Origin of the sequence: Tenacibaculum sp. 190524A05c (genome assembly GCF_964036595.1) — a bacterium.
Taxonomy (GTDB): Bacteria; Bacteroidota; Bacteroidia; order Flavobacteriales; family Flavobacteriaceae; genus Polaribacter; species Polaribacter platacis.
Window position 1 is genome coordinate 2,005,660 of sequence record NZ_OZ038523.1, and the last position, 20,185, is coordinate 2,025,844.

Sequence of the window (20,185 nt, forward strand, 5' to 3'; positions counted from 1 at the left end):
TTCGAACGGCAGTATTATTTTGTAGTTTTACATTCTTCAATTCGAATACACATATGACTACCAAAAAAAGACTTTTTTTATTAGATGCGTATGCATTAATCTTTAGAGGATATTATGCTTTCATAAAAAATCCAAGAATTAATTCTAAAGGAATGGACACTTCAGCCATTTTAGGATTTACCAATTCTTTGTTAGATGTTATAAAAAAAGAAAAACCAGATTATTTAGCGGTTTGTTTTGATAGAGGTGGTAGTGTAGATAGAGTTGAAATGTTTCCTGAATACAAAGCAAATAGACAAGAAACTCCTGAAGCTATTAGGATTGCTGTTCCTTACATTGAACAAATCTTAGAAGCAATGAATATTCCTGCGATTGTTAAAGAAGGATTTGAAGCTGATGATATTATTGGAACTTTAGCAAAGAAAGCAGAAAAAGAAGGATTAGAAACGTATATGGTAACTCCAGATAAGGATTATGCTCAACTGGTTTCTGATAGTATTTTTATGTATCGTCCTCCAAGAATGGGCAATGGATACGAAAAATGGGGAGTTGAAGAAGTTCAGAAAAAATTCGAAGTTGAACGACCTGAGCAAGTAATTGACTTCTTAGGAATGATGGGAGATTCAGTAGATAACATTCCAGGATTACCAGGTGTTGGTGAAAAAACAGCTAAAAAGTTCTTAGCAGCATATGGTTCTATGGAAGGTTTATTTGAAAACATTCATGAGCTAAAAGGAAAAATGAAAGAGAAGGTTGAAGCTAATCAAGAATTAGGTTTACTTTCTAAAAAGTTAGCTACAATTATGCTTGATGTTCCTGTTGAACTGGAACAAGACAAGCTTATTTTTGAGCAACCTGATATTGAAAAAACGAAAGCAATTTTTGCAGAATTAGAATTTAGACGATTAACAGATAATTTCTTAAAAACATTTTCTCAAGAAAGTTCTGCATCAACTTCTGATCCTAAACCACAACAAGCTCAAAGCACATCTGGACAATTTGATTTGTTCGCTACTCCAGGCGCTGGAAATGCAGCGACAGAAAGCATTAATGGTTTTAAAACTGTTACAAACACTTCGCATTTCTATCAACTGGTAAATACACCTGTTTCTAGAAAATTGTTGCTAGATAAACTTATGCTTCAATCATCAGTTTGTTTTGATACGGAAACTACTGGTTTAAAATCTTTAGAAGTTGAACTAATTGGAATTGCTTTTTCTTGGGAAGAAGGAAAAGGATATTATGTTTCTTTCCCAGAAGATCAAGAGGAAACACAACAGATTTTAGAAACATTCAGACCGTTTTTCGAAGCTGAAAACATTGAAAAAATTGGCCATAATATAAAATACGATATCAAAGTATTATCTAATTATAATATGCCTGTAAAAGGTAAATTATTTGATACGATGATTGCTCATTATTTGATCAATCCAGATATGCGTCATAATATGGATATACTTTCTGAAACGTATTTAAATTACCAGCCAGTTTCTATCACTGAATTAATTGGTAAAAAAGGAAAGAATCAACTTTCAATGAGAACAGTTGATTTAGATAAGCAAACAGAATACGCAGTTGAAGATGCTGATATTACTTTACAACTAAAGAATCATTTTGAAAAAGAATTAGCAGCAGGAAAACTTACCGAATTATTTGAAAATGTTGAAATTCCATTAGTATCTGTATTAACAAATATGGAGATTGAAGGGATTAATTTAAATACTGAATTTTTAAATAATTTCTCCAAAGAACTTTCTTCGGATATTTCTTCTTTAGAACAGAAAATATATGAGCAAGCTGATGAAGAATTCAATATTGCTTCTCCGAAACAATTAGGTCCAATTTTATTTGAAAAACTAAAATTAGTAGACAAACCTAAGAAGACGAAAACTGGTCAGTATTCAACAGCTGAAGATGTGTTATCATCTCTAAAAGAGCATCAAATTGTTTCTGACATTTTAGAATATCGTCAATGTAAAAAACTATTGAGTACTTACGTTGATGCCTTACCAAATGAATTGAATCCTAAAACACAACGTGTTCATACTGTGTATGCTCAAGCTGTTGCTGCAACAGGACGATTAAGTTCAAATAACCCTAACTTACAGAACATTCCTATTCGTACAAAGAGAGGACAAGAAGTTCGTAAAGCCTTTATTCCAAGAGATAAAGATTATACTTTATTAGCTGCGGATTATTCTCAGATTGAATTACGTATTATTGCTGCGTTAAGTGAGGAGGAAACAATGATTAAAGCTTTCCAAGATGGAGAAGATATTCATGCCTCCACTGCGGCAAAAGTTTTTAATGTGGCTTTAGATGAAGTTACTCGTGAACAACGTAGTAATGCGAAAACAGTAAACTTCGGAATTATCTATGGTGTTTCTGCATTTGGATTAAGCAATCAAACAAATTTATCTAGATCAGAAGCAAAAGAGTTGATTAATGCGTATTATGAAACCTATCCGAAATTAAAGAACTTTATTGCGCAACAAGTAGATTTCGCGAGAGAGCATGGTTATGTTGAAACTATATTAGGTAGAAAGCGTTATCTAAAAGATATAAATTCAAGAAATGCTATTGTTAGAGGTGCGGCGGAAAGAAATGCTGTAAACGCTCCAATACAAGGTAGTGCTGCAGATGTTATAAAACTGGCCATGATTAACATTCAAAAACGTTTTGAAAAAGAACAATTCAAATCAAAAATGTTATTACAAGTGCATGATGAATTGGTTTTTGACGCTCATAATGATGAATTAGAAACCATTAAACCAATTATTAAAGAAGAAATGGAAAATGCATTTAAACTTTCTGTTCCTTTAGATGTAGAAATTGGATTAGGAACAAATTGGTTAGAAGCACATTAATTTTAGTCAAAATATTTTAATATTAAGAGCTCACGAAACGGTTTCGTGAGCTTTTTTTATTTCTATCTAACTTCTAAAACCTAAAGTTATTAACACGAAATCGTATGCGTAATTCATTTTAACTTTTCGCATTATTTTCTTCATACTTTTTTGCTCTACATTTAAGAAAGCTAAGAATTCTTATTGAGCATTCTCTTCAATAAAATTCTAAAAGAGTTATGAAAGATTTTGAATGAAAATTGACCTCCCAGTTGCTTGAAAGCATCTTTTTACTCTCTTCTTTTTATGCTATTACATTGATTTAATAATAAATCAATCACAATAGATTGCGCAATTCAGACCTAAGAAATTATGTCTATAAACTGGTATTTCAAATTTAGCGGAAACCGAAAAGCTTACGAGTAGGTATAATTTTAATCAATCACGTAATGAAAGAAGACATTTTAAAACAGATCAAAGCAACTGTACTTAGTAAAAAAGAGACTAAAACAATAGTTGGTGGTTATGATGGATCTTTTACAGGAAGTTGTTCATTTATAATTTGTGGTGGAATTGGCAACACAGACGGATGGGCTTATAAACAAGGTTGTCCAACTACAAGTTCTGGTAGAAGACTTTATGTTTACAAACCAAACCCATCTTTATTTTGCTGGCAATAAACCGTCATATTAAATAACTAAAAACTCATGAGACTCTTAACAATCTAGGAGTCTCATGTTCTCACATCTCACATTCAAAATATACATATGAAAGTTATTCAAAGCTTTTGGTCAAAACCAAGCATGAATCAATCAAACGATCCTAACTCTCGATTTAAAGGAGGCTGGTTAAAACAAAAATATTCCTTTTACAGTCAGGCATTGAGTTGCTTAACATTTAAACAATTTTACAACGATGTTGAGTTATACACGGATACTAAAGGAAAGGAATTACTAATTGATCAATTGAATCTTCCATATTCTAAAACACATATTACTTTAGACAAAATCAATTCCTATAACCCGAAGCTTTGGGCACTTGGGAAAATTGTTTCTTATGCAGAACAAACAGAACCTTTTCTCCATGCTGATTCTGATGTGTTTATTTGGGAAAAGTTTCCAGAAGAGATGTTGTCTTCTCAATTATTTACTCAAAATATTGAAGTTAACTTTCCGGCCTATCAAGATGCTTTTAATGATATTCTAATCAACTTTGATTGGATTCCTACTGAATTGATTAACTCATTATATAAAAATCAAAACATCCATGCTTTTAATGCTGGAATTATTGGAGGTCAGAATCACGAATTCTTCAGACTATTAAAAGAGAAAGTTTTGTCTTTTATTGACGAAAATGTTCATCTTTTCGAAAAGATAGATGTTGGTATTTTCAATACAATTTTCGAGCAACAATTAGGATTTGCTTTGGCAGAGAAAAACAATATCCCAATACATTACTATTTACAAGATGTTGACTCCGATTTTTCAAAAGTAATTAATTTTCATACCGTACCTTTTGATTCTAAATATGTTCACTGCATTGGATACGCTAAAAAATCAGAGTTTGCTTGTGAACAATTAGAAGCTAGATTACAATATCATTTCCCTGATTTTTATACCCAACTCAACGATAACTTGAAGTCAGCATTTCCAGACGATAATTTTGATTGCGATTTTCCAACGGAGCGAATGGATCACTTATTTAAAATCTATAGTTGGTTAGAGACTAAAACCATAGAAGATATATTCAATTCTGAATTTCAATTGAACCCGAAGGTTAATATTTCCGAAGATAACGGTCGTTACTATATTGAATATCCATTACCACAAAATGGAACGCTTCAAAGGGAAGAAATAAAGGACTGGTTGGCTATCTTATTATACTTTGAACAACCAACTAGTATCAAACAACTGTATAATGAACTTTGCCTAGATGAAGACTTTTTAAAAGACACGAATAAAGATGAGCTAAAGGATAAGCTAATCTCTTATGTGATGGATAAGTTTATGTTGTTAGAAATATTGAAAACAGAGTTTTAAAGATCACTTTAAAATACTCTTTATTCTTTGCTGTAACTTTGGAATAACATGTTCCTCAAACCATGGGTTTTTTGACAACCAAAATCTATTCCGTGGCGAAGGATGTGGTAAGGTAAAAAACATTGGAAGATACTCTTCATAATGATTGACAGTATCTGTAAGTGTTCTTTTTGCTTTCTCTTTTAAATAATATTTCTGAGCGTACTGCCCAATCAAGAGAACGAGTTCAACTTGCTCTAATTTGTCAAATAAAGGTTGATGCCATTTAGGAGCACATTCTTTTCTTGGTGGTAAATCTCCAGATTTTCCCTTTCCTGGATAACAAAAACCCATTGGAATTATTCCGAAAAGTTCTGGATTGTAAAACTCCTCATCTGAAACAGACAACCATTTTCTTAGCTGTTTGCCACTTGCGTCATCCCATGGAATACCAGAAGCGTGAACTTTTGTACCTGGAGCTTGTCCAACAATAATAATTTTAGAAGATTCTGTAGCCTTTACTACAGGACGTGGTTGGATAAAATCTTTACAGATAACACAAGAACTTATTTCATCTAATAACTGTTTCATAAAACTAAGTAACAAAAAAAACACCTACTATGTATATGATAGTAGGTGTATTCTGTAAAATAGTTTTTGTTTTTTAGTGTCTGATTGCGTAGCTCGCTCCGCTACCGAATTCAGCTAAAGTAGTAAATAAACTTCTAAAAAAACTATTTACCCTTTTAAGTAATAATTTCCCCATGATGTTAATAATTTAAAATAATCCCAATACAAATATACGACACAAACGTCTGATTTTCACAGGATTTTACCCCTTTTTGTATCAAAAGCATAAAAAACAGCATGGTTGGATGCAAAATCCACATAATTTACATGGAAATTAATACTAATTAGTCAATTTTAAGAAGTTTTCGAACGCTACATAATAAGGTTGATCCTTCAAAACAGGCAAATCTACGCTCTCCGCATTAGCAAGCCCAACACCTGCAAACCAGACTTTTGCGTTCTGTTTTTTTGCGTGTTCTTTAAAAGTTTCCATCCAAACTGTATCATAAGAATTTGGATTTTGAAGATTATTAGAAGCCTTCACTAAAACAAAAATTGTAGGTTCTCCTTTTTTAAACAATACGAACTGTGGATGTTTTTTCAATTCACTATTAATTGCAACAAATTCATACCCCATTTCTTGCAATTTCTTTCCAACAATGTTCATCGCCAAATTATGTAATTCCTGATCGGTAAGAACTCTCATTATTTTCTTTTGTTTCGTTTGTTGTAATTTTTATCTCCTCTTGTTTTAGGCTTTTTATATTTTTTTGCAATTTCTCGTCTATAACTTCCACCTAAATTCACCTTCTTATTCTTTTCTTTCTTTTCATGAAAAGCTGGTCCAGGAACATACTCTTGTGAAGTTCTATTATTAGACTGGGATTTATCTTCTCTTGGTCTCTCCTCTTCGGTTAATTGACTAGAAATCTCTACAGGCTCAGGTATTGTAACTAAAGGAATTTCATAATTCATTAATTCCTCAATTCTTTGCTTAGCTTCTTTTTCCCTCTCTGTAACTAATAAAATCGATTTTCCTTTGTGCTCTGCCCTACCTGTACGACCAATTCTGTGCATATAGTTTTCAGGATACTGAGTAGGATTAAAATTAATTACGTGCGAAATTTCTTGTAAATCTAAACCACGAGCAATAACGTCTGTTGCAATAAGTATTCTGTGTTTTCCCTCGTTGAAGTTTTCAATAGACTTCATACGATAATTCTGTGTTTTATTTGAATGAATTACACAGTTTTGTCCAGGAAACTCTTCTTCTAACAAGTTAAAAATCCTATCAGCATTTCTTTTGTTCGGAGCAAAAATTAATACTTTTTCATATTCTGATTTATCGAACAATAAAAAGTTCAGAAGATTCATTTTTGTATAAAAATTTGGAACATCATATGTTGTTTGCTCAATATTATCTAAAGGTGTTCCACTTACAGCAATTGCTATTTTTCTAGGAGCCGTAAAGAAATCCTCAATTAAAGCTTCGACATCTTCCGTCATTGTAGCAGAAAACATAATATTTTGTCTCCTTTCTGGGAGTAAATCAAAGATGTTTAACAGCTGAAATCTAAAACCTAAATCAAGCATTACATCTACTTCATCAATAACCAACTTTTGGATTGACTTCAATTTTAAAACTCTACTTAACGCTAAATCGTACAATCTTCCGGGAGTTGCGACTATAATGTCACATCCTTCGGCAACTGCCTGCTTATGCCTATTTAAGTTAACTCCACCATATACACCAAGTACACGTAAGGTCATATATTTTGCCAACTTTTCGATTTCATCAACAACCTGAATTACTAATTCTCTTGTAGGCACTAAGATTAATACTCTTGGATTTAATTGCTTTGAAAATTTTAAATCTCTAAGAATAGGTAATACATACGCAAAGGTTTTACCTGTACCTGTTTGTGCAATCCCTACAATATCTTTTCCTGATCTAACTACAGGAAATGCTTCTTCTTGAATTGGTGTTGGATGTTCGAATCCTAAATCGAGAATTGAGTTCCTCAATGGGTTCGATAAATCTAAATCTTCGAAAGTTGTCATTTAACTTAATTTCCGCAAAGGTACAACCAATATTTTGTATATTTAAAGTGATAATTGATGATGATATGAATACTCCGAAACGTTTAGAACAAGCCCTAATAAAACTATACAACGCCTTTCATAATAACCAATTAAATCCAGAATGTTGCTCAGCTTGTGCAGTAGGTAATATTTTAGATAATCATGATAGTTGGAAACATTTATCTGATGACCATGGTTCTACGGATTTAAGTTATGTTGGACGTGTTCACCAAAGGTTAGGACGCAGATTTAATGGTTACACTCCTATAGAATTATTACAAATTGAAAAAACCTTTCTAGAAGCTTGTGGATTTACTGTTCCACTTTGTCATTACAATCCTAAACCTAAAAACTCTACAAACAAAGACAATCTTTTTAATGGTTTAAATGCCGTAGTGGCCTATTTATGTGAATTAGAAGGAATTCATAATGTTATGGATTATTCAAGGATTTTTGAATTTGAAAACGAAGATCCTGTATATCAATTCGATGTAATTTATCAGTAGTATAAATCAGTTAAAACTTAATTCTTTTCCTATCTTTCGAGTTGTAATACATGTTTAGTATTTCTTTAAAGCAACTATGGAAGTTATTGAGTCTTTTAAAAGTTTTTATAGAAAACATGCAGTTATAATTAGAAATTTAACTGTACTGATATTACTTTCTATTATTACGAGTCACTTGACCAATCATGAATTATTTTCTCCAAATTCTTCTTACGATTTTCCATGGGAGTCCACATTAATTTCCGTTGGATTAGGGATTATAATTAGCTGGATTGCCCATCAAAATTTTAAATACTACACTACACATTACTTTTCCAAATCCGTATCTACAACTGTAATTATAAGATATGTTTTATCCACTTTAGGCATTATATCTATTGCTTATCTTGTTGTTTATTGTTTGCTTATTTGGCTCACACATAACAATTTTGAATTCTATTATTTCTTAATAGGGTTACTTGTAACATTATTATTATGTGTAATTGCAATGACCTTAATGTATGGAGAGAAAATTTATAAACTTCATAAATCAAACTTTTCAAATCTATCATTAACTGTTCAAAGAAATGGAAAAACGGTCAAGGTTTCTTATCAAGAAATTGCCTATTTCTTTAGCGAAGAAAAAGTTGTTTACATTATGAAAATAAATGGAGAATCTATTGCAACTGAATTTACCTTACAAGAGCTTGAAGAGAAGTTAATCCAAAATGTATTTTTCAGAGCTAACCGACAATTTATTTTACATCTCTCATCCATAAATGAAGTTACTACTATCGAAAATGGTAAACTTCAGGTTTCATTGCAACCTAAAAAAACAGATTCAGATCACTTACAATTAGTTGTAAGTCGTTATAAAAAACAAGAATTTTTAAATTGGTTTAATCCATCTGAAAAATAACAGCTACTATTCAGTATTTATTTTACTACCATTCAGTAAAACATCAGTAAAAACAGTAGTTTAACACTATCTAATCTTATTGCTTTGTAATCGAATTAATACTTAAACGAATTACAAATGACCACTTTTAAAACTAAGATTTTACCAATTATTACTATTCTTTTAATTTTCTTGTTCTGGTATTCTTCATTATCAGTTTCATATTTGGTAATGATTGTACCAATGCTTTTTGTTCTTTTAGTAAGCTATGTTGAATTTAAATCTAATTTTTTAAAACAATTAGGATTTTCTAGTTCTAACTTCAACAAAAAAAACATATTGATTCATGCTCCTTTAATAGCTTTTGGCCTTTTCTTAATTTACTATTATGTGTTGCTTCCTTTGTTAACTTACATAACAAACCAACCTATTGACTATTCTGATTTTGATGCTGTGAAAGGAAATCCTGTTTCATTAATATTTCTATTGTTATTTGTTTGGATTTCTGCAGCGTTTGGAGAGGAAATCGTATGGAGAGGTTATTTTATGAAACAGTTTGCGAAGTTTTTTGGAGATGGAAAAATTAGCATGACTATCAATATTCTATTATTCGGAATTCTCTTTGGGCTTATGCATTCTTATCAAGGTATAACTGGACAATTATTAACTGGTATAATTGGTATGATATTATCCTATATTTTTTATAAAAAGAAATATGATTTATGGTTAAATGTAGCTATACACGGTTGGTTTGACACCATTGCTATATTAGCTTTATACTTCAACCTTGGGCAATAAATTAGACAAAAAAAGCCGATGCAATGCATCGGCTTTTTCAATATTTCTTAAAGTAAAGACTATTTGTAAACTTCTTTGATAAAGTCTTCGTAACTTAATTCTTTACTCTTAAACTTCATGTTTTCTTTGAAGAACGTTAATAATTTCTGAGAAATTAATTGAGTTTGTAAACGTTGTGCTTCATCTTTGTTAGATAATACTCTTCCTGCGATGTTGTTTAACTCCTCTTCTTCTGGATTCATGTTACCAAATTGAGCCATTTGAGCTTTGATAAATCCTTTTGTATACTCTAATAACTCTGGGTACTCTAACTTGATTTCGTTATCCTTCATAATCTTTCCTTCGATTAATTGGTAACGTAATCCTTTTTCAGACTTAGTATACTCTTCTTTAGCTTCCTCAACTGTTAATTCTTTTTCTCCAGCAGTTTGTAACCACTTTTGTAAGAAATCAGCAGGTAAATCAAACTTTGTGTTTTCAACAAAATGCTCAGTTACTGCATTTAATAATTGTTGATCAGCTTGTTGTTGGAATTGACCTTCAGCATCTTGCTTGATTTTCTCTTTTAACTCAGTTACAGTAGTAACACTTCCGTCAGGGAAAATCTTTCCAAATAACTCTTGATCTAAATCTGCAGGCTCAGTTCTATTGATCTCTTCAATAGTAAATGTTACTTTAGTATCTAACTCATCAGCTACTTCTTTAGTAACACCTAAAACTTGAGATAATTTGAAATCTTCTTCGAAAAGTTTCTTAGTATCTAATTCGATAACGTCTCCAACTTTAGCTCCGATAAATTTCTTTTCGTTTTTCTTTCCTTTTAAATCATTTACTAAGAAAGTAGACTTTTTGTTAATTTCATTTTCTTCATTAACAAAAGTACCTGTTACATTAGCATGCTCTTCACCTTCTTCTAAAGTGATTAACTTTCCGTAACGGTTCTGAATATTCTCAACTTCTTTATCAATTAACTCATCTGTAGCAACGATTTTGTATTCAGTAATCTTGTTCTTACCTTTTACATCAACGTCAAATTCTGGAGCTAATCCTAATTCGAACTCAAAAGAAAACTTTTCAGTATCCCAAGAAAAATCATCCTTAACAACTGGTAATGGATTTCCTAAGATGTCTAATTTTTCTTCTACTAAGAAGTTGTTTAAACTTTCTTGTAAAAGCTTGTTTACTTCATCAATCATTACTGCTTTACCGTACTGCTTTCTTACCATTCCCATAGGAACATTTCCTTTTCTGAATCCAGGAATATTAGCTTTTTTACGGTAATCGTTTAAAACCTCTGTTACTTTATCTTTATAATCTTCAGCAACAATATCAACTTTTACAATGGCATTTAATGCGTCTATGTTTTCTTTTGTAATATTCATTTGACTATTATCTTCTTAAAAAATTGGGTGCAAAATTACTATTTTTAAATTAGTCTAACAAGCATTTTATACATTTGAAATAAAGATACTTATATAAAACTTATCTATTCTTTTTTTCTTCTTTCAGCATACCGAACAAAACCGACCTAAATATTGACAATAAAACGCTAAATAAAAGTGCAGTAAAAAATCCGTTCACATAAAATCCTGAAACTAATTTCCCTGCCATTAGAATGATTATTGCATTAATTACAAATAGAAATAATCCTAATGTTAGAATTGTTACCGGTAATGTGAGTATGACTAAAATTGGACGTACAAATAAATTAAGTACTGCAATAACTACTGCAATGATAACCGCTGTCATATAATTATCTACAACGATTCCACTTAATAAATTTGACAATACTAAAACAGCTAAGGCCGTTAGTAATAATTTAACTATTAATTTCATTTTCTTCTTTTTACATTTAAATAATCCACAACTATACCAAACTCAAAAACAAGAACTTTTGGCATAAAGTATTTGAAATTCATGTATAAAATGGCATTTAATTTAGAGAAAGGTTTATTTTTACGAAAAAAAGTATGGAAACCTATAATGATTACAGTTTCGGATTAATAATTGGTCAATTGATCTCTTTTGTTTTTATTATTCTTCTGTTCTATGTAGCATTTAGATTTGTAAAATACTTAAATCTTAGAATAAAAGAAATGAGCGAAAACAAATAATCAAAAATCCAAAATAACTTTATTTCAATTTAATTTACATTAAATAAATTTTTCATAACAATACTTGAACTGCTAATGAAAAGTATCTTCAAAAAGTATAATCTTGCTATTAAGAACAATATCGTTACTTCTGAAGATAGTAGCAAACAAATTTTAGTTCATTTTCTATTATTTTGGAATAAAATTAAAGACATAGAGGAAGATTTATTACCAGAACTTATGTTAATAATCAATGAAGTATTGGACTTTAATGATATTGGTGCTGATGTTATAGGTTTAGCCTATGTTGAAAAACTAAAGACAAAGTTAATGGGAAGTGATTTAGGGCATCCCGAACTTATCCTTCCTACTAGCGATTTTCACAAGATAATTATGGAATGGCTTACAATTTTAAGAAACACCATCAAAACATAAAGAAAAATTAACCTATAGAGCATTCATGAAAAAGGGATTTGAGCTATTACAATCACGAAGCTTTTCTGACCAAGTCAATTTTATTAACTTGGAGAAAAATCACAAACTTGAATTACCTCCTATATATAAATTATTCGCTAAAAACTTCTTACTTAAAAATAGTTTTATAAGTTATGAAACTTACATTCATCCAGATTACAATGATGAAAGATATTTAACCTATTATAGTTACACACCAAAACCAAAAATTGATTTTACAGGATTTAATTCCATTGAAAAATCCATACTTATTTCTAAAGAAATTGAACAAAATGATGATATTCATTTCTTAACTATAGGATATTGTACTATTGGTGGGATTTTATTAGGAATAACAGGAGAAAACAAGGATAAAATCTATTATTATGATCCTGACGGACATCCTAAAACTCACATAGAACTAACTAATGATATTTTTGATTTTGTTCGCGGGCTAGAAGAAAAATTGGTGCCAGAAAATGAGCTACCTATAATAAAGTACTCACAACTTTATAAAAAATGGGGAACTAATTCTTGGTTAGTTAAAGAAATAGGTGAATAACGATTTGGAAACAGAATACCTCTGCGCTTTGACACTTTATTTTATTTCCTATAAATTAGCGCACAAAAAATTAAACATATTCACCAATGCTTGGAATTATTTTTACCTTATTAATGCTTGTAATGCTGCAAGCCGTTTTAGGATTCGATAACTTATTATACATTTCTTTAGAATCTAAAAAAGCACCAGAATCAGAACAAAAACGAGTTCGTAAAACAGGAATCTTAATTGCAATTGGTTTACGTATAGTTTTACTTTTCATTTTAGTTTCTATTATTGATTTTTTCCAAGAGCCATTTTCTTGGTTAACTGGTGGCGTCGATAACGTTGTGAAGTTTGCTTTTAATGGACATAGTTTAATTGTATTAGCTGGAGGTGGTTTTATTATCTATACAGCCATCAAAGAAATTTGGCATATGATTTCTATTAAAGATTTAGATCATGATGTGGAAGGAAATGGAAAAAGAACTAAATCTGCTAATGCTGCAATTGTAAGTATTGTAATCATGAATTTGGTTTTCTCTTTTGATTCTATTTTAGCAGCAATTGGTTTAACTAGTGAAATCGATAGTTCAACTACTGCTTTTATTGTAATGGCAATTGCTATTGTAATTAGTGGTTTATTGATGTTATTTTTAGCCGATAGAATTTCTGCTTTCTTAGCAAAAAATAGAATGTACGAAGTTCTTGGTTTATTTATTCTTTTAGTTGTAGGAATAATGTTAGTAACTGAAGGAGGACATTTAGCGCACATCAAATTATTTGGAAACCCTATTGAGCCAATGAGTAAAACTACGTTCTACTTTGTAATTGTAGTTTTAGTAATTACCGATATTGTTCAAGGACGTTACCAAAAGAAAATATTAGCAGAACAGAAGAAAGAGCAATAATCTCTCAAAAAATATTTTAAATAAAAAGCGACACCAATTAGTGTCGCTTTTTATTTACTTTAATAATTGCATCTCCATATAACTATCGTGTTCTAAAGCCATAACAAAACCATTTACTTTTTCAATAGTTGCTCCGACTTTCTTCTTTTCCATTTCTGCAGTATATGCAAGATCTAAGCTTTTACACCCAAGCATTTTGGAACGTAAAACAGTTTGATACAAAAGTTGCTTATAAATACTTTTCTCTCTTGCATAATTATAATCTAAACCGACTAATTGAGCGTAATACACTCCAGCAATAACAACACTAATCATAACACCAAGTAGAGTTTCAGAGTCTTCTTTAGCATATATATTTATGAAATCATAATCATCTCTTTTTTGAAAACTCTCAAAAAGTTTAAATGGCAATTCAAACACAGATATTTCAGCAGATTGACTATGAACCTCTTTATAAAGATTATAGACTTTCAATAATTCTTCATCAGTTTTAGGTTTATTATAATCAATCACAAAATCATCTTCATATTTTAAGATTTCTTTTCGTAGAGAGTATCTGTATTTTTGATTCATTTGTCCCATAAAATTTTGAAATGAATTCCAGTTCAAATCTTTAACAGAACAATTATTTGGAAACTCCAAATTCAGAAAACCAAGTTCCATTAAATAGGACTCCAATTTTTTGTTTTCATCATCTGTAAAATCTCGAAGAATAATTTTAGACACCTTTTCTTGTTCAGCAACTTGCTGTAGATTTTCTACATATTGTTGAACTGCAAACTTCCAATCAGAATGCTTATAGTTGATATATATACTTCTTCCTTTAGTAAAAGGTGTTCCTGTAAGCAATGTTCTAGACGTTAAGTAATATTTATTTTCCGTTCGCAGCTGCCTGATTTTTTCAGATAAGCTTTTATCTTCTAACAAGTCCTCCATCATCAAACTAACAGAAAATACTGAAGCTAAGACAATACTACCTTTTGAATCTTTAATAATCTGATATTTAAAATCCCAATTATCCTCTTTATGTAAATTATCAGAAAAAACATTTTCTAAGGCCAATAGGTTCTTAGAACTATTCATTCCATTTTTAGAAAATAATCTATCCCATTGCTCATTATCGATTTCTGAAATACTGTTGAATCTCTCCTCCTTTAAAAATGAATTTTCGTTTTTCGTAGTTAAAGATGTATCGTAATCACCTAAGAAAGGGTCCAATCTAAATTGTTTAGCAACATAATTCGGTGAACTTCCTTCATCTAGCAAACCAAGTAAATATTCTTCTTTTAATGCAACCAACATTGATTCTATTTGAGAAACACTTAAGTTATTCGTAATCATAAATCGAATTCCTCCTCTTTTAATTGGAGTTGCAGGATAACCTGCACTATTAAGAAAAAAACCACGTTCTTTCATTCTTCTTATAATGTTCAAGATTATTTTAGGTAATCCTACTGGAATAAAAAACAAAGGAGAATCCGTAATCATATATTGAGGTAGATCTAGTTCTTTTAACCTTCTATTCGTGTAAGCAACTTTTTCTTTTAATGCCATTTGAATATCCTCGAATTCATCAGATTGATGAAGTTTGGCTGAGGCAATTCCTGCCCCCAACATTGGTGGTTGTATTGGACCAGAAAATATTAAAGTAGTTCCACAGTTTTTAACCTTTCGATACATCTCTTTGTTAGGAAAAACTAAGATTCCACCAGAAGCTGCAAAAGATTTGTTTAACGAAGTAGCTAACACCATTTTTTCATGATGCTTCATTTTGCTTCTAACATAACCTGCTCCTTTTACTCCAGTCCATCCCATTCCGTGTGCATCATCAATATACAAATGAAACTTTTTATACTTATTTAAAAGTTTCTCTAGTTGAACTAATGGCGCATAATCTCCATACATAGAATAGACTCCATCAGCCATATACCAAATCTTATTAGCTTTGTCACTTAGTGATTTGATTTTACTTTCAAGAGCATCCATATCATTATGAGGAACAAGATAAACGGGGGTTTTATTTGCTTTTAAAATCTGAGTAGCCATTTGTACACTCGAATGCACTTGTAAATCCAGTATCACAACATCATTTGGCTCAACTATAACAGGTAGTGCGGCTAAATGACCTAAAGTTGTACTTGCTGTTGCGATTACAGGTTTTTCGAAAATTGTAGATAATTCATGTTCCAATTCATCATAAAGTCCAATAGATAAATACGTTCTTGATGTGGAGAATTGTGTACCATAATTATCAACGGTAGCTTTTACTGCATTTTTAAGTTCGGGGTGATACTCTAAACCGAGATAACTACAGGATCCAAAATTCACAAACTTATCTCTATCAACAAGAATTTCGGCAGAGTCTAATCTATCTCCATTTGTTGATTTCTGTAGAATTCCTCTTTCTACAGCATCGTCAATTAGTTTGTCTAAACTATTAATCATATTTTATTTGGTTAGTGGGTTAATTTAATTTCATCTGGAAACACAAAAAAAGGCATTTTCGTATCTCATCAAGTTTATTTTTTTACATTTTTAAACCTTTTACAAAAAACATAGTCTTAGATAAAAAACAATGAGATTATGAGGACATTAAAAACACTTTTATTCGCAGGTTTAGTATTATCAATTAGTACTGTAAAAGCACAATCATTAGGAAACACGAAAGAGGCAATTGACAATAGAAAAGCAATGGTTGTTAACAATAAACAATTAAAAAAAGATATTGCCCAACTTCATACATTTAAGAAGAAGATTATTGCTTTTGAAGAAGCATTTATTGCTCACGATACAAAACAAATAAAGGTTCTAAAAGCTGATATCTTATCTGATATGAAAAGAGAGATTAAACAAAGTAAGCGCAAAATAGAACAAGATCAGAAAGAATTAAAACAAAGCCGAAGAGAGTTAGCTAGATCAAGACGAGAAGCTTCAAGACATAGAAACAAAAGATCGAGGGCTCATAGAGATGATGTACGTGATAAAAGAGATGATAGAAGAGACAAGAATGATGATGTGCGTGATTTAAAAGCACAGATTAAAAGAACAGAACGTCAAAAAGAAATTATGAAAACTATTAAGGCTTATAATTTCTTGGCAAAAAAGGCTCCAGGAAAACACAAATTAATGACAAATTCAAAATTATTAAATGAGTTTGCTAAAACTATGGAAGCTGATATTGCGGCAACAAAACTAGAGATTATCGAAGATAAAAAAGAGATAATCGAGGACCGTAGAGAAAGAAGAGAAGACAGAAGAGGATAGATTAATGAGGCATTCCCTTACCCAGAAAGCATCTTGTAAAATTACAAGATGCTTTTCTTTATTTTATAAAATTGATTACTGCTTCATAAAAATCCTTAGGATTTTCTGCATGTAACCAGTGCCCGGCATTGGTAATTGTTTCCAGACTATATTTCGGAAAGTGCGCATTCAATAATGGAGCATCTTCATCTAAGATATATTGAGAATTCCCTCCTCTTAGGAACAATGTATTTCCATTAAAAACACTTCCAACAGGCAAGGATTTTATAATCTCTTCATAATTCTCAGTAAGTGATTTTAAATTAAAACGAAATGCTAATTGTCCTTTTTCTATCCAATACGTATTCTTAAGTAAAAACTGACGAACACCCATTTGAGGAATTAGCTCTGATAATTTTGCATCGATTAATTTACGAGTACTATGAATTGAAAAATCAATTGAGTTTAATGCTCTTATTATATCTTGATGATGTGGCGGATAAACTTTAGGAGCTATATCAGCAACCATTAATTTATCGATTACTTCTGGATATTTAGTAGCGAATAACATTACAGTCTTCCCTCCCATTGAATGCCCAAGTAAATCTATCTTATCTAAGTTATGATATTGAATGTACTTGTATAAATCCTCAACTAAAAGATCATAATTAAACTCTTCTGAATGAAAACTTCTACCATGATTCCTTTGATCAACTAAGTGAACCTCAAAATTTTCTTCAGCAAATTTATTAGCCAAGCTTTTCCAGTTGTCACCCATACCAAAAAAACCATGTAATATTAGTAATGGTTTTCCTTCTCCAACTATTTTAGAATGTAAAATATTCTCCATAATTATTGTAGTCGATGTAAATACATATTCACAACATTTTCAATTCCTAAATAAATACTTTCAGAGATTAAAGCATGACCAATTGATACTTCAGCTAGATTCGGAATATTATTTTTAAAAAACTCAATGTTATCTAAGTTTAAATCATGACCTGCATTTATACCTAATCCTAATTCATGAGCTAAAACTGCAGCTTCTATATAAGGTTTAACAGCTTCTTTGTTTCCTTTCTCAAATTCCTTAGCGAAATCCTCAGTATACAATTCAATTCTATCTACTCCTGTTTTTGCAGCTCCTTCGATCAATTTTAAATCAGTTTCAATAAAAATCGAAGTACGGATCCCTGCATTTTTAAACTCAGCTACTACTTCTTTTAAATAAGATTGATGTTTAATTGTATTCCATCCTGCATTTGAAGTAAGTACATCTTCACCATCTGGTACTAACGTTACTTGAGTTGGCTTGATATCTAACACCAAATCAGTAAACTTTTGAATTGGATTCCCTTCAATATTGTATTCTGTGGTAACTACAGGTTTTAAATCGTAAGCATCTTGATAACGAATATGACGTTCATCTGGCCTTGGATGAATTGTAATTCCATTTGCTCCAAAATCTTGAACATCTTTTGCTACTTGTACTAAATTAGGCACATTTCCACCTCTTGAATTTCTTAGCGTAGCTATTTTATTAATATTTACACTTAATTTTGTCATCTCGGTATTTTAAGGTTACAAAAATAACCTATTAAAAGTTTTTAAACTATATTCGTAACAATGAATATTAATGACTACATTTTAAAGGAAATTAAAGCGCTTTCCCCTGAGAACACTGTAAGTGACGCGCTTAATTTATGTGAACATTTACCTATTACACATATTCCAGTTGTAAAAGACAATAAATTAGTTGGATGCTTTGCGGAAGATGATATTCAAACTATTGAAAATACAAATGCATCTTTACAGGAATACATTCATTTAATTCAGCATTTTCATGCTCATAAAAAATCATCATTACTAGAATTAATTTCATTGTTCGCAGAGAACGATTGTAACATTATTCCTGTATTAGAAGAGCAACAAAATTATATTGGTTATTATGATTTAAGAGATATTTTGGATGTTTTTGCTGATAGCCCTTTTATGCATAATGACAATATTACGCTTATTGTTTCGAAGTCAAAAGCGGACTTTTCTATGAGTCAAATCTCTCAAATAGTTGAAAGTAACAAAGCGAAACTATTAGGTTTATACGTTTCTAGAGAAACTGTTGATGATGTTGAGGTAACTTTAAAAATTTCTTCAGAAGAAATGAATGAAATTATTCAAACTTTTAGAAGATATGATTACAGTGTAATCTCTCAGTTAGAAGACGACATGTACCTAGAAGAATTAAAAGACAGAGCGAATTATTTCAAGAAATATCTTGACATGTAATTCTTTGAATTAAAAACCATTATCCATTGAAAAAAGTAGCTATATATGCGCAATCTTATTCTGTTTCTAGTGAGAAAGAGATTAAAACTTTAATCAAGGTTTTAGAAAAATATAATACCGTAATTTTTATTGAAAAGGATTTTTACAACCTGCTTTCAGAACATGATATTTTAAACAAGAAATATCCTGTTTTTGCAAGTTTCGATGATCTTTCAGATTCTTTTGACGCATTATTTTCTGTTGGTGGTGATGGAACGATTCTTAGAGCAGTAACTTATGTTCGTGATTTAAACATTCCTATTTTAGGCATAAATTCAGGTAGATTAGGTTTTTTAGCAACAGTCCAAAAGAAAGAAATCAAAGAAGCAATTGCTTTATTGATGGAAGGGAAATATTCCATTCAAGAAAGAACACTTTTACAGCTAAAAACAATTCCAGAAACGAATACGTTTTCGGAAGTAAATTTCGCGTTGAATGAAATAACTATCGCCAGAAGAAACACAACTTCTATGATTGGTATTAAAACCTATTTAAATGAAGAATATTTAACCAATTATTGGGCAGATGGTTTAATTATCGCCACTCCTACTGGGTCTACAGGATATTCATTAAGCTGCAATGGTCCTGTAATTTTACCCGACTCTACAAGTTTAATAATTACACCAATTGCGCCTCATAATTTAAATGCAAGACCAATAGTTATTCCAGAAGACACCTCTATTCAATTAGAGATAAGCGCGAGAGAAAAAGATTTTCTTATCTCTTTAGATTCAAGGATAACCACTGTACCTCAAGAAACTAAGGTATATATTGAAAAAGCACCTTTTACAATCAAAACTATACAACTAGAAGATCAATCATATTTAAAAACATTACGAAAAAAATTATTGTGGGGAGAAGATATCCGAAATCAAGCATCCTCTTAAAACCATAATTCACCACAATAATTCTCTAAAAAGAA

General features: G+C 30.7%; 20 protein-coding genes. 12 read left to right on the top strand and 8 right to left on the bottom strand.

Going from position 1 to position 20,185, the window contains the following annotated elements; all coding sequences use genetic code 11:
* Nucleotides 1-53 precede the first annotated feature (53 nt).
* The 3 genes from polA (at nt 54) to ABNT61_RS08765 (ending at nt 4,885) form a co-directional block, all read left to right on the top strand.
* The gene (polA, locus tag ABNT61_RS08755; protein ID WP_348745630.1) at nt 54-2,867 is read left to right on the top strand and encodes a DNA polymerase I; all 2,814 of its coding nucleotides are present in this window, start codon (nt 54-56) and stop codon (nt 2,865-2,867) included.
* Nucleotides 2,868-3,295: 428 nt separating this feature from the next.
* Nucleotides 3,296-3,526 (top strand): hypothetical protein, encoded by a 231-nt coding sequence (locus ABNT61_RS08760; protein WP_348745631.1) that lies wholly within the window; start codon nt 3,296-3,298, stop codon nt 3,524-3,526.
* An 87-nt stretch (nt 3,527-3,613) separates the two neighbouring features.
* Nucleotides 3,614-4,885, top strand: coding sequence for a DUF6734 family protein (locus ABNT61_RS08765; protein WP_348745632.1), 1,272 nt, complete (start codon nt 3,614-3,616; stop codon nt 4,883-4,885).
* 3 nt (nt 4,886-4,888) lie between these two features.
* Here ABNT61_RS08765 and ABNT61_RS08770 read toward each other — a convergent pair whose 3' ends face one another.
* The 3 genes from ABNT61_RS08770 to ABNT61_RS08780 form a co-directional block, all read right to left on the bottom strand.
* Nucleotides 4,889-5,455, bottom strand: a complete 567-nt coding sequence (locus tag ABNT61_RS08770; protein WP_348745633.1) for a uracil-DNA glycosylase family protein — start codon at nt 5,453-5,455, stop codon at nt 4,889-4,891.
* Between the two features lie 319 nt (nt 5,456-5,774).
* A complete protein-coding gene (locus tag ABNT61_RS08775) occupies nt 5,775-6,140 on the bottom strand; it encodes a Na(+)-translocating NADH-quinone reductase subunit F (RefSeq protein WP_348712632.1) in 366 nt (121 codons plus the stop codon).
* Entirely contained in the window at nt 6,140-7,495 is a 1,356-nt protein-coding gene (locus tag ABNT61_RS08780) for a DEAD/DEAH box helicase (RefSeq protein ID WP_348712633.1), read from the bottom strand. The genes ABNT61_RS08775 and ABNT61_RS08780 overlap by 1 nt, the downstream gene beginning before the upstream one ends.
* A gap of 65 nt (nt 7,496-7,560) precedes the next feature.
* Here ABNT61_RS08780 and ABNT61_RS08785 point away from each other — a divergent pair, with 65 nt between their 5' ends.
* The 3 genes from ABNT61_RS08785 (at nt 7,561) to ABNT61_RS08795 (ending at nt 9,697) form a co-directional block, all read left to right on the top strand.
* Nucleotides 7,561-8,022: a Na(+)-translocating NADH-quinone reductase subunit F gene (locus tag ABNT61_RS08785; protein ID WP_348712930.1), complete on the top strand. Its 462-nt coding sequence runs from the start codon at nt 7,561-7,563 to the stop codon at nt 8,020-8,022.
* A 76-nt stretch (nt 8,023-8,098) separates the two neighbouring features.
* Nucleotides 8,099-8,920: a LytTR family DNA-binding domain-containing protein gene (locus ABNT61_RS08790; RefSeq protein WP_348745634.1), complete on the top strand. Its 822-nt coding sequence runs from the start codon at nt 8,099-8,101 to the stop codon at nt 8,918-8,920.
* Nucleotides 8,921-9,037: 117 nt separating this feature from the next.
* Nucleotides 9,038-9,697: a CPBP family intramembrane glutamic endopeptidase gene (locus ABNT61_RS08795; RefSeq protein WP_348745635.1), complete on the top strand. Its 660-nt coding sequence runs from the start codon at nt 9,038-9,040 to the stop codon at nt 9,695-9,697.
* A 59-nt stretch (nt 9,698-9,756) separates the two neighbouring features.
* On the opposite strand, the gene tig is transcribed toward ABNT61_RS08795, so the two are convergent.
* Nucleotides 9,757-11,079 carry a trigger factor gene (gene tig, locus ABNT61_RS08800; RefSeq protein WP_348712637.1) on the bottom strand — a complete coding sequence of 441 codons (1,323 nt, stop codon included), beginning with the start codon at nt 11,077-11,079 and terminating at the stop codon, nt 9,757-9,759.
* Nucleotides 11,080-11,179: 100 nt separating this feature from the next.
* The gene (locus ABNT61_RS08805) at nt 11,180-11,533 is read right to left on the bottom strand and encodes a phage holin family protein (RefSeq protein ID WP_348712639.1); all 354 of its coding nucleotides are present in this window, start codon (nt 11,531-11,533) and stop codon (nt 11,180-11,182) included.
* 353 nt (nt 11,534-11,886) lie between these two features.
* Between ABNT61_RS08805 and ABNT61_RS08810 the strand changes: the two genes are divergently transcribed.
* From ABNT61_RS08810 to ABNT61_RS08820, 3 genes are all read left to right on the top strand, one after another.
* Nucleotides 11,887-12,225 carry a hypothetical protein gene (locus ABNT61_RS08810; protein ID WP_348745636.1) on the top strand — a complete coding sequence of 113 codons (339 nt, stop codon included), beginning with the start codon at nt 11,887-11,889 and terminating at the stop codon, nt 12,223-12,225.
* 25 nt (nt 12,226-12,250) lie between these two features.
* Nucleotides 12,251-12,805: a hypothetical protein gene (locus ABNT61_RS08815; RefSeq protein WP_348745637.1), complete on the top strand. Its 555-nt coding sequence runs from the start codon at nt 12,251-12,253 to the stop codon at nt 12,803-12,805.
* An 86-nt stretch (nt 12,806-12,891) separates the two neighbouring features.
* A complete protein-coding gene (locus tag ABNT61_RS08820; protein WP_348745638.1) occupies nt 12,892-13,695 on the top strand; it encodes a TerC family protein in 804 nt (267 codons plus the stop codon).
* 54 nt (nt 13,696-13,749) lie between these two features.
* Here the strand turns inward: ABNT61_RS08820 and ABNT61_RS08825 are convergent, their stop codons facing one another.
* A complete protein-coding gene (locus ABNT61_RS08825; protein WP_348745639.1) occupies nt 13,750-16,140 on the bottom strand; it encodes an aminotransferase class I/II-fold pyridoxal phosphate-dependent enzyme in 2,391 nt (796 codons plus the stop codon).
* Between the two features lie 138 nt (nt 16,141-16,278).
* On the opposite strand from ABNT61_RS08825, the gene ABNT61_RS08830 reads away from it, so the two are divergent.
* The gene (locus ABNT61_RS08830) at nt 16,279-16,959 is read left to right on the top strand and encodes a hypothetical protein (RefSeq protein ID WP_348723780.1); all 681 of its coding nucleotides are present in this window, start codon (nt 16,279-16,281) and stop codon (nt 16,957-16,959) included.
* Nucleotides 16,960-17,017: 58 nt separating this feature from the next.
* Here the strand turns inward: ABNT61_RS08830 and ABNT61_RS08835 are convergent, their stop codons facing one another.
* Both ABNT61_RS08835 and ABNT61_RS08840 read right to left on the bottom strand, forming a co-directional pair.
* Entirely contained in the window at nt 17,018-17,788 is a 771-nt protein-coding gene (locus ABNT61_RS08835) for an alpha/beta fold hydrolase (RefSeq protein WP_348745640.1), read from the bottom strand.
* A gap of 2 nt (nt 17,789-17,790) precedes the next feature.
* On the bottom strand, nt 17,791-18,504 hold the full coding sequence (locus tag ABNT61_RS08840) for a pyridoxine 5'-phosphate synthase (protein WP_348745641.1): 714 nt from the start codon (nt 18,502-18,504) through the stop codon (nt 17,791-17,793).
* 60 nt (nt 18,505-18,564) lie between these two features.
* Here ABNT61_RS08840 and ABNT61_RS08845 point away from each other — a divergent pair, with 60 nt between their 5' ends.
* Together ABNT61_RS08845 and ABNT61_RS08850 are read left to right on the top strand one after the other, a co-directional pair.
* Complete coding sequence (locus tag ABNT61_RS08845) at nt 18,565-19,224, top strand: CBS domain-containing protein (RefSeq protein ID WP_348745642.1); 660 nt, start codon at nt 18,565-18,567, stop codon at nt 19,222-19,224.
* 26 nt (nt 19,225-19,250) lie between these two features.
* Nucleotides 19,251-20,150, top strand: coding sequence for an NAD kinase (locus ABNT61_RS08850; RefSeq protein WP_348723788.1), 900 nt, complete (start codon nt 19,251-19,253; stop codon nt 20,148-20,150).
* The last annotated feature ends 35 nt before the right edge of the window (nt 20,151-20,185 follow it).